Here is a 15,007-nt window from a genome sequence, read left to right on the forward strand (position 1 = left end):
GCGGGTCTCTCAGGCCGGAAATATAGAAATGTCCGCCCCTCGCCGTTTGTTGGGCGACGATGATTCCCGGTTGGGCCTCCAGTCGCGACACATAAGTCTGCCAGTGCTCCGCCGCGCGTGCTTCGGGGCTCACATCACGAACTCTGGAGATGTCGAATTCCGGTCCGCCTGCCGAAAGCTGTCGGGCCGCTGCGCGCGCCCGATCTATCCAGGTGTCGGGAGCCTCACCCTCGGCAACAATGCGATCATTGACGATCGAAAGTCGTACTGAATCCGGCGGAGCCAGCGACGCCGTTAGCCGCTTCAACACGAACTCCGGCTCAAGGCTCTGATAGAATTGCCAGCGTGAATGAACGCGGGCGGGATCGACCTCCGTTCCGGACAACAGCGACTGCGGGTCGGCGGCAAGCGGGTCTCTCAGGCCGGCAATATAGAATTGGCCATCGCGCACCTTTTGTTCGGCAACGATGATGCCCGGCTGGGTCCCCAGTCGCGACACATAGGCCTGCCAGCGCTGCCCGGATTGCCAGGAAAGAAAGAACCAACCGCCCGCCGGAATCAAAACCAGCAGGACTGCAGCCACCACCAGCCACGGAAATCCCTGGTTTGATTCCTCCTGCTTCAGTTCAACACAGGTCTGCAACTGCGTCTCTACGCCGGCCAACTGCGAACTGTCGCCGTCAAACTGCTCTAAAGCCTGTGAGCATTCATCATGGATGCGAAGCAACACATCGCGAACTATTTCATGTAATTCCTCCGGCGGATTTCCCCGGATCACCGCAACCAAGGTCGCAAACGGTCCAACTTCTGACCAGAGACGAAGCTCCCCAAAACGGATAGTGTCCAGGCTGCTCTGTTCTTTCTCGTTAAATGAGTCTTTCACAAAATCTTGAATTGCACTAAGCATCGAAGAAATGAGTTGAGGATCTTCGCTGGTTGCATTATCCGCAGTTACATGCGCTATCAAAAGCCCGGAATTGCGATTGATGAGAAAGACATGTTCAACACGATAGACAAGAGAATGATTAAGAACAACTTCTGAGAAGCTTGCACCTGTTCTCCAAGCTTCAAATCTCCACTTGAGCCCATGCCAGGTAAATATATGTCTTAAAGTTTCATTCAGCGATTGAAAGGTTTGGTCGATCTTTTCGCCGATCGACTTGCGAATAGCCGGCAGAAACACCGGGTACAATATATCCGTAAGCGTACGCGGGCTCTTCTGGATGGACCGTTGCACGGCCCTCTCGACAGCTGGCGCAAGGGCCTCTCCGAGTTGCGCATGAGGCGCACGTGCGGCCGCACTGGGGAGAACACCCCCAACTGCAGCCGCAAGCTGCTCAGGTTCGTCGAGCAGGTGCGTAACTCGTGAGAGCTCCGAAATTTCGCGGCCGACCAGCAACTGGCGCAGCGTTTCCATGCGAGGATCGGCGGTTGGAACTCCGTCGAAACGCGCACGATAGTCCGGATCAACGTTCCGGGCAATTTCGATCAATAGACTAGCCAGAGCCTCGCGATCAATCTCTGTATCGTTCGAAGCTGCTCTTTGAGGAAGGCTGATTGGGTCGACGGTCGACGTCAAGTTCCGATCAACTCACTTTCCAGCTACGCTCCGAGTTGCTCTTGCTGCCGACGGGATCCTGATTTAGACATTTTGCAACTTCGACAAACAGGCCAGCCAAAAGATTTCGGTCGGTCTTGACATTGCCGAGATCGGAAAACATTTTCTCCATTAGCATCTGAATGCTTTCATTCTTTTGCTTGATTTCCTCACGCAGCAAATGGTCGTTTCGATTTATCCGGTCCGCAACTTCGCGCTCAAGCTCGCTCAATTGATCCGACAACGCGCGCACCTGCTTTTCAAGCGCCTGATTTTGCTCGCGAAGATTCCGGTCAATCTCCTTGTCGGCGTCGGCTCGCGCGTCTTTTTCGTTCCGCAATTGCGCCGCAAGCGAGTCGACCTGCTTCTTTGCATTTGACTCGTACATTTCAAGATTGCGCTTGGCCTCGGATTCGACATCCTTGAAGCGCTGCAAGACCCGTTCTTCAAGCTTGGAAAAGCGGCGGTCATAGTCCTGCATCTGGTTGCCGAACAGCAGATCACGTATCTTGTCGACACCTACAGCGTCGCCGGGGGGCCCGCTCTCGCGAGCCTGGCCCGCCATGAAGGTCAGCCCGTTTGCGTCAGCATTACTTATCAGATTTCCGTCCGCTTTATTTGCCGAAGAAGCGGTACTCGAAGATTCCTTGGCCATCCCATGCCCCTTCTTTTGAACAACTGCCACAGTGCTAATTTAGAAACTGATAAACATGGCAGCAAAATAGCCGGCCCGCAAGCCGGAATCTTCTCGGTTTAAGTCGGTTCGTGCGTCCCCATTCGGGTAGATTTGGACATGCGGCTCGACCTCGACAATCTGCCCAGCGAACCGGCTCTTCTGCGGCATCTTGTGCGTGACATGGGAGCGGTTGTCGAGCGCTGCGACGGTGAGATCGAGCGCCTTAAATCCATCATCAAGCAACTGCAGCGCTCGCAGTTCGGCCGCCGTTCCGAGCGGCTCGATCCGGATCAGCTTGCGCTCGCGTCTTCTTCCGATCATCTTTTTGCCGATGAAATGCGCGAAAGGAAATGCCCCAGCGCATCGACCTCAGCTCTAAGCCGTCGGGCATGCGCGCTTGCCATTCAGCCTGTCTTCAAGTCTTTTTTGCCTGCCTCTAATTCGCCCCGATCTTGACAGGGCAGTGCTGCCATCCGATGCCGTCATCCGGTTTTGACATTCGCCGACTCTTGCCGAAGAAACGAAAGCTCGATGATCCAGGACAATGCTACCGCAAGGCGGTGTGGTACCGATGTTCGATGCCGAGCAAAACATCGGCGCAACGCTTGCCGGCATCCACCGGCAGACCTACCAGATACTGGATATAGTCGTGGTGGACGGTGGGTCGACGGACTGATCGGCGTCGATTGTGACGGCCTACGCCGACAAAGATCAACGCATCTTGTTCTACCTTCGAACCAGGCGCGGGTAAGACGGCGTGGCGCATAATCCCTTGGTTTCAATCGTGGTTCCTGCGCACAACGCGGAGGTAACGCTGGCGCGCGCACTCGACTGCCTTCTCGATCAGGAAATAGTGGATTGGGAGGCGATCATTGTCGACGACGCCTCAACGGACCGCACTCCCGCGATCATCGCCGGTTATGTGGAGCACGATGCCCGATTTCGGACGTTGAGCTCATGCGCGTATAGCGCCGCCGGCGCGCGCAATAGCGGGATTTCGATAGCGCGCGGCCACTGGCTCATGTTTCTGGATGCGGACGATTGGGTGGATGCCAGCTTCCTTGCGAAAATGCTGGCCGCACTGAAAACCGCTCCCGATGCAGTGGCCGCCTATTGCGGTTCTCGGCGCGTGATGCCCGATGGCGAACTCACCCCGTCGAGCATCTCAACGGAGGTTGCGATCCAGCCCTTCGAAACATTCGCCCGCCAGTGTGCCATTCGCACTCACGCGCTGCTAGTCGACCGGGAGACAATTGTCGAGTTGGGCGGTTTCGATGTGTCGCTGCGCACCTGCGAGGACTGGGATCTGTGGCAGCGCCTCGCACGTCTAGGCAAACGTTGGGTGATGGTCGACGAGCCGCTCGCTTTCTATCGGGTCAGCCCCAACTCGCTCTCCCGCAATTCGACGCAGATGCTGGTAGATGCGGAAATCGTGATCGCCCGCGGCTTTTCTCCTGATCCCAGGGTCAAACACCCAGCATCGGCTCACGCCAATGGAGCGATCGAGGCGAGCGGCCGCACCGCTTCCGAAGCACTCGCGTGGTTCGCGTTGTGGAACGCCGCGTCGGATTGCGGCTGCGGCTCGGGCTCGATCAACCCGCAGTCGCTGCGCGCGCTCCCGGCAGGACGTAAGTGGGCGCGTGAGATCGCCACGGTGGTCTTCGATGGCCTTATGGTAGGAAGCCTATCGGTGCCAGCGCAATTGGCTGCCGGGTGGGACAGGTTCGGCGGCTCCCTCATCGACCTGATCATCGAACTCGGCAAGGTCTGGAACAATCCCGACGCGGCTCGCCGCGTCCAGTATCACCTTGAGCAAATGTTTCTCGACTTCGACGACCTTGCCGCACCGCGCAGACTGGCGCGGACACTCGGAATTCGCGTCGACGCTCGAAATCCGACCTCGATCGAACTTCCGGAAGGAATCGATCAAATTTATGCCTATCTGATGATGGATGGCCAGATCGAGGCTGTCGTGCAGTTCGGCGTGCTCGGGAAAGTCACAAGGCGTCATTGGATTGAATTGATCCTGAGTTTCGTGCCCCCTGAGCGGCTTGGCCCCTCCCGCTATGAGCGCATGAGGCGATCGCCTGTCCATGCACCGCAACAGGACGCCGGCGCCGACACGTCAAACATGTTTGCAGCCGAGGCATTGTTGACCATGGCGGGACGTCGGCCTGCTCGGGACAGCCACTTCGGCAAACTCGCGGGATTGGCCGCGGAAGCGCAGGCGCTGGTTCGGTCGAGCGCCGAAACTACAAAGCCTCTTGCAGCGCCACGCCGCGCACGGGCCGCGGATGGGCACGACAATGATCGCACGTCTTTCTGGAATCGCCATTTCGCGACCGAGGATCCCTGGAACTACGGTTCGCCCTATGAGCAGGAAAAATATGAGCGGCAGCTCGAAATTCTGCCTGCCGGTCCCATCGGGCGGGCGCTTGAGCTGGCCTGCGCGGAGGGCCACTTCACGCGGCAGCTGGCGCCGCGCGTGGGCCATTTGACCGCAACTGACATCTCCGCCGTAGCCATCGGGCGGGCGCGCGCGCGATGCAGCGATCAGCCGAATGTTGAGTTCGGCGTACTGGATTTCTCCGCGGACACGCTGCCGGGTGAGATGGATCTGATCGTCTGTTCGGAAGTGCTCTACTACCTGGATGATCTCGCCGAGTTGCGGCGCATCGCCAAAAAACTCGTTGAGGCGCTGGCGCCTGGCGGCAGTTTCATCAGCGCACACGCATTCGTGCTAGGTGACAATGTTGAAAGGACGGGCTTCGACTGGAACACATTCGGTGCACAAGCGATCTCGGAGACGCTGGCAGTGACCGAAGGCCTCGTCCTCGAGCAATCGATCCAGACAGAGCTCTATCGCATAGACCGCTTCCGCCGCCTGTCACCAGGCGACGTGGCGACGGAACCGATGATTGATCATGTGCCAATCCGCGCGCCCGTCGGAATGGGGGTCGCGCGAAATATCGTCTGGGGCGGGGCGCGGGCCTTGCGCCGCGACGTCGCACGTAGCGAGCGGCGGCAGCGTATCCCTGTCCTCATGTATCACAGCGTCGCCGATGATGGTCCGGCCGCGCTCGCCCGTTATCGGTGCACGCCCGCCGCATTCGGCAGCCAGATGGCATGGCTGCGCGCCAATGGCTTTCACGCGATTATGTCCGAGCAGCTGGAATGGTTCATCGCCAACCGTCACCCTTTCGTTGGCCGCCCAGTGCTCATCACCTTCGATGACGGCTTCCAGAACTTTGCCGACCATGCCTGGCCGACCTTGCGCGCGAACGACCTGACCGCGGAAGTGTTCCTGGTGACGGACTTGGTGGGTGAAAGTGCACAGTGGGACGCCTACAGCGGCCCGCCGACGCAGCTTATGGACGCCGGGACGGTGCGACGCCTCGCCGGCGAAGGTGCGTTCTTCGGAAGCCATCTGGCGACGCATCGCGCGATCGATGGTCTGTCGAGCTCTGACTTGGCCGCCGAGCTCCTGCGCTCTCGTATGTTCATCGAACGGTGGACCGGTCGGCCAACCACGGCGTTCGCGGCACCCTTCTCTGTCACCGACCGACGGCTTGGCCGGCTGGCCAAGGAGTGCGGCTATCGGATCGGCTTCGGCGGCAGACACGGGCCGGCGGACCTCGATTGCGATCCCATCGACCTTCCGCGCATCGAGATTCGTGGGGATCGCTCACTCGATGACTTTGTTGCCATTGTCGAGGCCTGCTCGAATGAACGGTGAACTTGTCAGTGTCATTATTCCCGCTCACAAGCGCAAGATACAATCGACGAGACGCTCCGCAGCGTGCGCGCTCAGTCCTATCGTGCCTTCGAGATTATTGTTGTTGACGACGGCATTCTGACGGTTGGAAGGGGTGCTGTCGCAGCGACCCCATGATACAGGAGCCATCCACCGAGGACATCGCTAGTCCAGAGGCGACAGAAAGCATTGCCAGAATCGTACATTCAGGCTCGTCGAGGCCAATGTCTGGATTTGTAACAAATTGGTTCCGCTTTTTGTTCAGTGTCCCGCCGGTTTACCTCGTTCGCAAGTCTATTGGGCGACTTGGGACACGGCTGACATCAGCTCCTGCGGGCTTGGCGCCCCAAACATGTATCGCCCACCCTCTGGAACCTCCGTGAAGCTCCAGCGGACGATCCCCTGCCGGTCCAGTAGGAACTGACCGATCAGTTGTCCGTGTCCCGTTGCCATCATCTGCTCATCGGCTTCGGTCAGTTCGTAATGGTCCCTCTTGTTGAGGATTTCGCTGGCCGCAAGAGGATCCATAGGACCGGGCAACTCGCCTGGTACGTCGACCCGCATATCCTTTACCGCTGCCATCGAGACCTTGTACGGCCAGTTCGTCTCGTTTTGGGTGAATTCGAGATTGGGCAGTCCAAAAGCACGATGTGAAGCGCGTTCAGGGTCGGAGGCCGCAAGCAGATTCGGCATCGGGTGGTAGCGGAAATAGAGACGCGCCCGCTCGATCGGCGTGTTGACCACCGTCAGGCTCCCCACGCCCTTTTCGCGCAGCTCCGGATCAAGCCGCGCCTGGGCGGCGATATGGCGCCGGCAAAACGCACAATGCAGACCTCGAAACAGGCCGACCAGCACCGGTTTTTGTCCGCGAAAGTCGTCAAGAGCGATCTTGCCTTCCTGGGTAATGGCGTCGAGTACCACGTTCGGCGCACGGTCGCCCGGTTGAAGCGGTACCAAGTCACTACGCGCGGACATTTCCAACCTCCAACCCGGCTAGTCGAGAAAAGGCAGCACCACAAGCGCTTCCGGGTCGAGCCCGTGCTGGGCGCATATACCCTGCGCCAGGGAAAAGTAGCGTTCGGCCTCGGCCAGATTGTCGAGGTCGAGATTAAGCGTTGCAAGACCATCATAGCACGGAAACAGCAGTTGAGGTTCGCCCGTTTCGCGGGCTACGTCCAGTGCTTCGTGGAACAAGCCGACCGCCAGGTCCGGACGGCCGTTGCACTGGTGGATCTGCCCAAGCACGATCAACGGCACCGGCAGGTGCTCGCGCTGGTCGAGCGCCCGGTCGATCTCGATGGCCTTCTCGGCAGCAGGCACGCCCTCCGTTGGACAGCGATCCGTGAAAGTACAACAAGCGACCGCCAGATTGGCGAGGAGGCGCGCCTGGAAACCCAAATCACCAATACGGCGCGCCACTTCAAGACCGCGCCGACAGACCTCCATCGCCCGTGCCGGATCGATGGTCGTGTAAAGCACGCCGAGATTGGTGTAGCCGCGGCAGGCCGCGCCCAGTAGACCGGCGGCTTCGGCCAATTCAATGCTATGCTCAACCTGACGCACGGCTTCACGGTTTCGCCCAAGGCGAGCCAGCGCGACAGCCTTGGTATTGAGTGCCTCGGCGGTCACAAGAGTGGCATCACGCCCTACCTCGGAGACATGCTCCGTTGTCAGAGTGCGTACGCAATCCAGCGCCGCGTCTGCCCATTTTGCCGCGAGAGCGTGATCTCCGCTACGGAACGCCTGTCGGCCACGTTCTTGCCACAGATGCGCCTGCTCGATCGGGGCATCCGCTCCATTGAGGAGCGCTGCCGCCTCAGCATAGCGGGGTTCTGCCTTGTCCCGCTTGCCGACGTCCCAGAGCAGCCGACCGATCTTACGCAAAACTCGCGCCGACGCGACGCGATTGGCCGACTCGCGGTATGCCTGCAGCACCGTCTCGTAGTGGTGGTGCGCGATCTCGCGGCGGCCTGCCGGGCCGCTCAAATCGGCAATGCGCTCTGCAATTGCCAGTTTGAGCGGTGTTTGCCCGATCGCGTTCAACGCAGTCAGTGCTCGCTCGTAGAAACGAAGGGCGTCGTCGTTGGCGTAAATCATGCGAGCGCGATCGCCTGCCGCCTGCAGGTAATGCGCGCCCTTCTCCCGCTCGGCGCTCTGTGCGAAATGATGACCGAGCACGGTCAAATCCTCGAGCCGTTCCGGCTTGTCGCCGCACAGTTGCTCCAAGGCAGCACCGATCCGCCCGTGGATTTCGGTCCGGCGTTGCAGGAGCAGATTCTGGTAGATCACGTCCTGCAGCAATGTTTGCGTAAAGCGGTAGCTTTGCGACGAGACCGAACCTGATCCGGCAACTTCCTCGATGATTTCCGCATCGCAAAGCAGTTCGCAGCCGGCTTCTAGCCGGGCAGGGTCGGCTGTCACGGTTTTCAGAAGTGTGGCATCGAAGCGCGGGCCGATTACCGCGGCTTCCTGGGCCAACCGTCGCACCTCTTGGGGCAGCCGGTCGACGCGAGCAAGCAACATTGCCTGGATAGTGGCGGGAATGCCGGTTGCGACTTCGCCTGCCACAGTCCGCCATCGCTGGCCCTCGCGCATCAGTACACCGCGATCGATAAGGCCGCGAACGATCTCCTCTATAAAAAGGGGGTTGCCGCCCGCTCGCTCGAGGATCTGATCGAGAAGCCCTCCTGCGGAGTTTACCCAGCTCTCGCCGAAAAGCGCCGCCAGCAGGCTGCGTCCGTCATCATTGTTGAGCGGCGAAAGCCTGAGCGCTGTGTGACTGACCCGACTTGAGTCGAGCTGGTCGTTGTCCGGCGCCGGACGATGCGTGACCAGCAACATCAATCGCGTGCGTTCCAACCTGTCCATCACGAAACGTAGTGCCTCGAGCGACACGGCGTCGGCCCAGTGCAGGTCTTCGACGACAATCAACAGCGGCGACAACGCAAGCCGCCGTTCGATGATTGTGCGGACTGCGTAGAGAATTTGCCGCCGCAGCTGCTCGGGCTCGACATGCTGCAAGGTGGCATCGGGGTCGCCAAGGCCAAGCACATGGTAGAGCAAAGGCATCAGCCGCTTCGCCTCCTCGCCCTGCAGGCCGAGATCGGTAAGCAAGCCTGCGAGCTTCCCCCGCATTTCGTCCCCATTGTCGTTTTGCATCATCCCGGCAGCGCTGCGCACCACTGCACCCAAGGCGCCAAATGATTGTTCGCCCAGCGGTGAGCACGTGGCCTGTCGCACGGCGACGTTGCGAAAACGACCCTCGTCGCCGACGCGGGCGACGAACTCCTTCACCAGCCGCGATTTCCCGATACCGGCTTCTCCGACGAGGCGGACAAGTTGGGCCGAGCCGCCGCACGCCTGGTCAAGACTTGCCAGCATTCTATTGAGCTCCGCGCCACGACCTATCATTGGGGCACTGAGGCCGAGCGCCTCGAGCCCACGCGCTGCACGCGGCGCCGCTAGCGGTGCGTCCAGTCGATGGACGAGCACACTGCCAGCCTTGCCGCGAAGCACGACATCACCCATCGACTCGTAAGAGAAGGCATGCCGGGTCAGCCTGTGAGTGAGCTCGCCTACCAGCACCTCACCCGGTGCGGCCAGCGATTGCAGGCGTTGCGCCGTATTCACTGTGTCGCCGGTCACCGAATAGGATTTGGCGGTGCCGATGCCCAATCCTCCAGTAACGACCGGACCAGTGTTTATGCCGATGTGGAGTAACAGAGGCGAGCCGGAGTGGGGGGTGCTTTCGCCGAGCCGCGCCGTCCGGGCGATCATGTCGAGAGCGGCGCGAAGCGCACGTTCCGGATCGTCCTCATGCGCGACCGGCGCACCGAACAAAGCGAGCAGTGCATCGCCGATGAATTTGTCGACGAAACCACCAAAGTTTCGCACGGCCGCCGTCAATTCCTTGAACAGTTCGTTCTGCAGCGTTTGCATGACCTCGGGGTCGAGCTGCTCGCTGAGTGTCGTGAAGCCGCAAAGGTCGGCGAACAGGACCGTTACAGTCCGGCGATCGGCGTCAGAGACGGGATGCAGCCCTTCTTCGCTTTCGATGTTCGGAAGCAGCGACGGAGTTCGAGAAGGCGGCACAATGGTTCGGCTTGGTGTCGGAGCAGGCCGTTCGACGGCTTTTGCGGGCGCACCGACGCTTGCCCCACATTTCGGACAGAACTCGAAATCAGGTGCGCAGGGGTAGCCGCAACTGGCGCACGGCACGGGCTGGCGCTTGCCACACCTCGGACAGAAGGCGTAACCGCCCTCAACCTCGAAACCGCAGCCTGAGCAGTCCATCGAACAAGACCTCACTAGGGGCCGTGACGCGTGATCTCGCTACGCACTTCACGGCCCGGGGTATTCATAAGAATGAACCGATAGCCGTCGACCAGCAAGCGGCAGGGCAAATGGGCATCGAGCGATCCGTGTGGGTCCGGTGGCAGAGCGGGCGGCTGCGTGGCCGTCGTTTCAGTCGAAGCAGCGTTGACAGCCCTGTTCGAGGATATCAGCAAGCCATCCGCTATCGTTCTTCCCAGACCACAAGCGGACTTCCTGCTCACGCCCAAAACAAGACGCTCATTGGCAGTTGGCGCTACTTGCTCGTTCCCATCGACTCGACGAACGGCACCATTCAACCCGTTGCGGACGCTCGTTCGCAGAAGGCCTACGGTGAAGTTTGACCCGATGCTGCCGTTCAGTCTCACGATCACGGAGGTCCGATAATTGTGAGAAAAGGCGACATGGGATCGCGACGGAAAACTGAAATATCGGAAAGTCGCTTCACTCGAGCCCGATCCACACAAAGCCGTCCTGCTTTCGGCAGGGATATACGATCAGCTTTGCGCGGTTTTTCGAAATGTCACCCAAATATTCAAGGCCCGCCCTGGTACCATCGTGCTCCAACTTCGCCCACTCCCTGATTTCGCCGGTAAGCAGGTCGAAACAACTCTGATGCCAGCGGCAGACCAGGCCAAGATCTGCGGTGATCGTGCTCTCCGTGTGTGGGAGCTTCAGCACTTCGGCCTGAGCGGAACTTCGGCGTTCGTAGAGCGGCAGATGAAGATGCGGGCAGGCATTGTTGAAGGCGCAATAGTTGTCGGATCCGCGAACGACGACGATATCGTAATCTTCAAAATCGAGAATCCGGCGTTCGTGGGGCTCAAGCTCGTCTTCGGCAAAAGCGCGAATCCACCTCCTGCCGCCCTGACGGATGGTTTCGCGAGTCCGTCTGGCATTCAGCTCGGCGTCAATTTCGGGCTTCAGCCTGACGATTTCGAACAGGCTTGTGCGCTCACCGGTACCGCGAAGGCGCACCCTGACGAAGTCGGCGATTTCCACCTTGTCGGCGATCTGGTCGCGGAGGGCCTCGGATATCAGCAAGCGCGTACCAGCATCTTTGTTGGCCGCCTCGACCCGGCTGGCCAGATTCACCACATCGCCGATGGCCGTGAGACGTTCGTGTCCGGCGAAACCCAATGTGCCGATGACGGCTTCGCCATAGTTGAGGCCGATACGAATATCGAAATCGATGCCATACATCGAGCTAAAGAACGGCTTCAGACGATCGACTGTGGCGAGGGTCTGGAGCGCGGCGTTCACGGCGCGGAGCGGAGCGTCGGGCTGGTCGTCGATGCCGAATATTGCCATGAGCCCATCGCCGATAAGTTTGTCGATGAAACCGCCATTCTGCTCGATGATGTCGCCGACCTGGGCGAAGTAGCGATTGAGCAGATACATCACATCGTAGGGCGAAAGCCGCTCAGACAGCGCCGTGAAATCGACAATGTCACTGAAGAAGACCGCAACATGCTTTGCTTCGCCGCAACGGGTCGCGGCAGAACCGCCAAGCTGGCTGGTGATCATCATATCGGTTTCGTCCAGCACCAGGCGTCGGACGCGAAGCTCGCCTTCCGGCCTGAGCTGACAGGCCAGCCTAACTTCATCCGCCAATCTCAACCGGTCCGCCATCGAAGTCTCATCGGAATTCCGGTCCGGGCAGGCCTCCAGGCCATCGAGCACCCAGACGCGGCATGTCGAGCATTTCGCCCGGCCGCCGCAGGCATGGGCGAACGGCACGCCCGATCTGAGAGCCGCCTCGAGCAAGGTCTCATCGGCGGCCACGTTAAAATCGATCTGGTCAGGTAGAGCGGTTACTTTGGTCATATTCTTGAACAGAGGTCTGCGGCGTTGGCCGGCTCGCCAGTGTAGCACCAATCGGCTCAGCCAATCGAATCATGCAAGATTCGGGCGCCGATGAAGCCGAGATGGTTCCGTTGCGAAGACCATGAGCTTAGCGCACTCTCTGTTGGCTGGCGGGGGGCGATGGAAGAAAACGACGCAGCGATGTGATCCGCGTCCGAGCCTCTGACTCACCGCGGTCCGACGACAGTCTCGGCTAGTCTGGCCCCCAGCGCTCTTTGCGAGGAACGACCGCTCTGCATCGGTAGTGATCGTTCGCCTGGCACGTCGGCTCGTGGCGCAACTTGCTCGTTCCAATCGACGAGGCGAATGAGAACATTCGACCCCTTTGCGGATGGTCGTTCGCAGAAGGCGTACGATGAAGTTTGACCCAATCACGACGCTCACTCCGGTCAGTGGTAACGTCCGGATTTGGCGCGCGATTCCGACCTCAGCGAACGAAGTTATAACACGCCATTCCAGTGTATGATCGCTTCGCCAAATTGGGTGTGCGCTGCAATAGCAGCCGAGATAGTCGCGCTTGCCGAAGGGGCTGTCGGCTCTGACGGGATTGGCGTAAGCTACAGTTAAGGGGGTGCACACATGCACCGCATCATCGCCATAGCGATCTTAGTTCTCGCGGCCGTGTTCAGTTCCGCGCGGGCGGAGGTGCTGATCGGCGCGGCAGGCCCGCTAACGGGGCACCTTGCCTGGATCGGCGAGCAGCTGGAGCGCGGCACAGAGATGGCTGTGGCCGACATCAATGAGGCGGGCGGGGTACTCGACCAGAAAGTGAGGCTCGTCACGGTCGATGACTTCTGCGATCCCGAGCAAGCAATGGCGGCAGCCCAAAAGCTAGTGGCTGACGGTGTCGTTTTCGTCGTCGGGCACATGTGCTCTGAGTCGTCGATCCCGGTATCGAAGGTCTATGAGGCAGCAGGGGTACTGCAGATATCCCCGGCATCGACCAATCCGCTGTTGACCGAGCAAGGCCGGGCCAATGTCTTTCGGGTCATTGGCCGCGACGATGCTCAGGGCACCGTGGCTGGCGACTACCTGGCCGATCATCGGGACGACAAGAAAATCGCGATCCTTCACGACAACACGACCTATGGGAAGGGTCTCGCCGACGAGACTAGAAAGCAGTTGAACAAGCGGGGCGTAACCGAAGCGATCTATGAAGCTTACGACCCTGGAAAGACGGATTATTCAGCTGAAATCGCTGCTCTGGAGGCAGCGGATATTGCCGTGTTGTACCTCGGCGGCCGCCATCACGCAGCCGCGCTCATGGCCCGTGCTGCACGCGACCGCGGATACTCGCTTCAACTCGTCTCGGGCGATACTATGTCGACCGAGGAGTTTGGCCTCATCGCCGGCCCCGCGGCGGAGGGGACCCTCTTCACGTTCCCGGCGGACCCGAGGCGAAGCCCCGAAGCGGCCGCGGTCGTTGAGCAGTTCCGTGCGGAGAACTTCGAACCCGCAGGCTACACGCTGTTGAGCTACTGCGCGGTCCAGGTCTGGGCCCAGGCAGTCTCGAAGGCAGGTTCGCTGGAGCCGAAGGCCGTCATTGCGGCACTGCACGAACAGGAATTCGAAACCGTCATCGGCCGGGTCGATTTCGACGACAAGGGCGACCTCACGAAGCAGAGCTGGGTTTGGTACGTCTGGCGCGGCGGAGAGTACGTGCCGGTTGAATAGGGGCTGCATCCATGCACCGCATCATCGCCACAGCCATCGTCGCGCTCGCGGCCGCGTTCAGCTCCGCGCGGGCGGAGGTGCTGATCGGCGTCTCGGCTGCGATGACGGGACGGCTCGCCTGGATCGGCGAGCAGGGACAGCGCGGCGCGGAGATGGCAGTGGCCGACGTCAACACAGCGGGCGGCGTGCTCGGCCAGAAGGTGAGGCTCATCTCGGTCGACGACTTCTGCGATCCCGAGCAAGCTGTGGCGGCCGCCAAGAAGCTGGTGGCTGACGGGGTCGTGCTCGTCGTCGGGCATTATTGCTCTGGGGCCTCGATCCCCGCATCAAAAGTGTACGAGGAGGCGGGCGTCGTTGAGATATCCCCAGGCTCGACCAATCCGCAGCTGACCGAACAGGGCCGTGCCAATGTCTTTCGCACCATTGGCCGCGACGACGCGCAAGGTTTCATCGCCGGCAACTACCTTGCCGATCGCTGGGGCAACAAGAAGATTGCGATCCTCCACGACAACTCGACCTATGGGAAGGGTCTCGCCGACGAGACCAGGAAGCAGCTGAACAAGCGGGGCGTGACTGAGGCCGTTTACGACGCATACATTCCCGGGAAGGACGACTATTCGGCCGAGGTCGCTGCGTTGCAGACCGCCGGCGTCTCCGCCTTATATGTGGGTGGGTATCATGCCGAGGTTGCGCTGATTGCTCGCGCTGCACACGACAGTGGCTACACGGTTCAGCTCATATCCGGAGATGCTTTGGCGACCGAGGAATTTGCCCTGATCGCCGGCCCCGCGGCGGAGGGGACCCTCTTCACGTTCCCGGCGGACCCGAGGCAAAGCCCCGAAGCGGCCGCGGTCGTTGAGCAGTTCCGTGCGGAGAACTTCGAACCCGCGGGCTACACGCTGTTGAGCTACTGCGCGGTCCAGGTCTGGGCCCAGGCAGTCTCGAAGGCAGGTTCGCTGGAGCCGAAGGCCGTCATTGCGGCACTGCACGAACAGGAATTCGAAACCGTCATCGGCCGGGTCGATTTCGACGACAAGGGCGACCTCACGAAGCAGAGCTGGGTTTGGTACGTCTGGCGCGGCGGAGAGTACGTGCCGGTTGAATAGGG

9 protein-coding genes and 1 pseudogene are annotated in these 15,007 nt (G+C 60.3%); 5 read left to right on the forward strand and 5 right to left on the reverse strand.

Features of this window, described 5'->3' with window-relative positions:
• Together EN859_RS39350 and EN859_RS19270 are read right to left on the reverse strand one after the other, a co-directional pair.
• Window positions 1-1,579 (reverse strand): annotated as a pseudogene (locus EN859_RS39350) (OmpA family protein); the annotation flags it as partial.
• Between the two features lie 7 nt (window positions 1,580-1,586).
• Entirely contained in the window at window positions 1,587-2,252 is a 666-nt protein-coding gene (locus EN859_RS19270; protein ID WP_127855640.1) for a hypothetical protein, read from the reverse strand.
• A 138-nt stretch (window positions 2,253-2,390) separates the two neighbouring features.
• Between EN859_RS19270 and EN859_RS40270 the strand changes: the two genes are divergently transcribed.
• The 3 genes from EN859_RS40270 to EN859_RS19285 all read left to right on the forward strand — a co-directional run bounded on the left by EN859_RS40270 (window position 2,391) and on the right by EN859_RS19285 (window position 6,009).
• The gene (locus EN859_RS40270) at window positions 2,391-2,729 is read left to right on the forward strand and encodes a hypothetical protein (protein WP_127855641.1); all 339 of its coding nucleotides are present in this window, start codon (window positions 2,391-2,393) and stop codon (window positions 2,727-2,729) included.
• A gap of 88 nt (window positions 2,730-2,817) precedes the next feature.
• The gene (locus EN859_RS19280; RefSeq protein WP_127855642.1) at window positions 2,818-2,949 is read left to right on the forward strand and encodes a glycosyltransferase; all 132 of its coding nucleotides are present in this window, start codon (window positions 2,818-2,820) and stop codon (window positions 2,947-2,949) included.
• Window positions 2,950-3,030: 81 nt separating this feature from the next.
• The gene (locus EN859_RS19285) at window positions 3,031-6,009 is read left to right on the forward strand and encodes a trifunctional glycosyltransferase/class I SAM-dependent methyltransferase/polysaccharide deacetylase (RefSeq protein WP_127855643.1); all 2,979 of its coding nucleotides are present in this window, start codon (window positions 3,031-3,033) and stop codon (window positions 6,007-6,009) included.
• A 312-nt stretch (window positions 6,010-6,321) separates the two neighbouring features.
• Here EN859_RS19285 and EN859_RS19295 read toward each other — a convergent pair whose 3' ends face one another.
• From EN859_RS19295 to EN859_RS19305, 3 genes are all read right to left on the reverse strand, one after another.
• A complete protein-coding gene (locus tag EN859_RS19295) occupies window positions 6,322-7,002 on the reverse strand; it encodes a redoxin domain-containing protein (protein ID WP_127855644.1) in 681 nt (226 codons plus the stop codon).
• Between the two features lie 18 nt (window positions 7,003-7,020).
• Entirely contained in the window at window positions 7,021-10,320 is a 3,300-nt protein-coding gene (locus tag EN859_RS19300; RefSeq protein ID WP_127855645.1) for an adenylate/guanylate cyclase domain-containing protein, read from the reverse strand.
• Window positions 10,321-10,803: 483 nt separating this feature from the next.
• Window positions 10,804-12,186, reverse strand: coding sequence for an adenylate/guanylate cyclase domain-containing protein (locus EN859_RS19305; protein ID WP_127855646.1), 1,383 nt, complete (start codon window positions 12,184-12,186; stop codon window positions 10,804-10,806).
• 618 nt (window positions 12,187-12,804) lie between these two features.
• On the opposite strand from EN859_RS19305, the gene EN859_RS19310 reads away from it, so the two are divergent.
• Both EN859_RS19310 and EN859_RS19315 read left to right on the forward strand, forming a co-directional pair.
• On the forward strand, window positions 12,805-13,899 hold the full coding sequence (locus EN859_RS19310; RefSeq protein WP_127855647.1) for a branched-chain amino acid ABC transporter substrate-binding protein: 1,095 nt from the start codon (window positions 12,805-12,807) through the stop codon (window positions 13,897-13,899).
• A gap of 11 nt (window positions 13,900-13,910) precedes the next feature.
• On the forward strand, window positions 13,911-15,005 hold the full coding sequence (locus EN859_RS19315; RefSeq protein WP_127855648.1) for a branched-chain amino acid ABC transporter substrate-binding protein: 1,095 nt from the start codon (window positions 13,911-13,913) through the stop codon (window positions 15,003-15,005).
• Window positions 15,006-15,007 lie beyond the last annotated feature (2 nt).

This window comes from Mesorhizobium sp. M00.F.Ca.ET.216.01.1.1, from assembly GCF_004010325.2.
Classification (GTDB): domain Bacteria; phylum Pseudomonadota; class Alphaproteobacteria; order Rhizobiales; family Rhizobiaceae; genus Mesorhizobium.

Bases quoted from the DNA above. Each gene is read 5' to 3' on its own strand.
- EN859_RS19300 (WP_127855645.1), bottom strand. From the start codon at position 10,320: ATGGACTGCTCAGGCTGCGGTTTCGAGGTTGAGGGCGGTTACGCCTTC.
- EN859_RS19270 (WP_127855640.1), bottom strand. From the start codon at position 2,252: ATGGCCAAGGAATCTTCGAGTACCGCTTCTTCGGCAAATAAAGCGGAC.
- EN859_RS19295 (WP_127855644.1), bottom strand. From the start codon at position 7,002: ATGTCCGCGCGTAGTGACTTGGTACCGCTTCAACCGGGCGACCGTGCG.
- EN859_RS19310 (WP_127855647.1), top strand. From the start codon at position 12,805: ATGCACCGCATCATCGCCATAGCGATCTTAGTTCTCGCGGCCGTGTTC.
- EN859_RS19280 (WP_127855642.1), top strand. From the start codon at position 2,818: ATGCTACCGCAAGGCGGTGTGGTACCGATGTTCGATGCCGAGCAAAAC.
- EN859_RS40270 (WP_127855641.1), top strand. From the start codon at position 2,391: ATGCGGCTCGACCTCGACAATCTGCCCAGCGAACCGGCTCTTCTGCGG.
- EN859_RS19315 (WP_127855648.1), top strand. From the start codon at position 13,911: ATGCACCGCATCATCGCCACAGCCATCGTCGCGCTCGCGGCCGCGTTC.
- EN859_RS19305 (WP_127855646.1), bottom strand. From the start codon at position 12,186: ATGACCAAAGTAACCGCTCTACCTGACCAGATCGATTTTAACGTGGCC.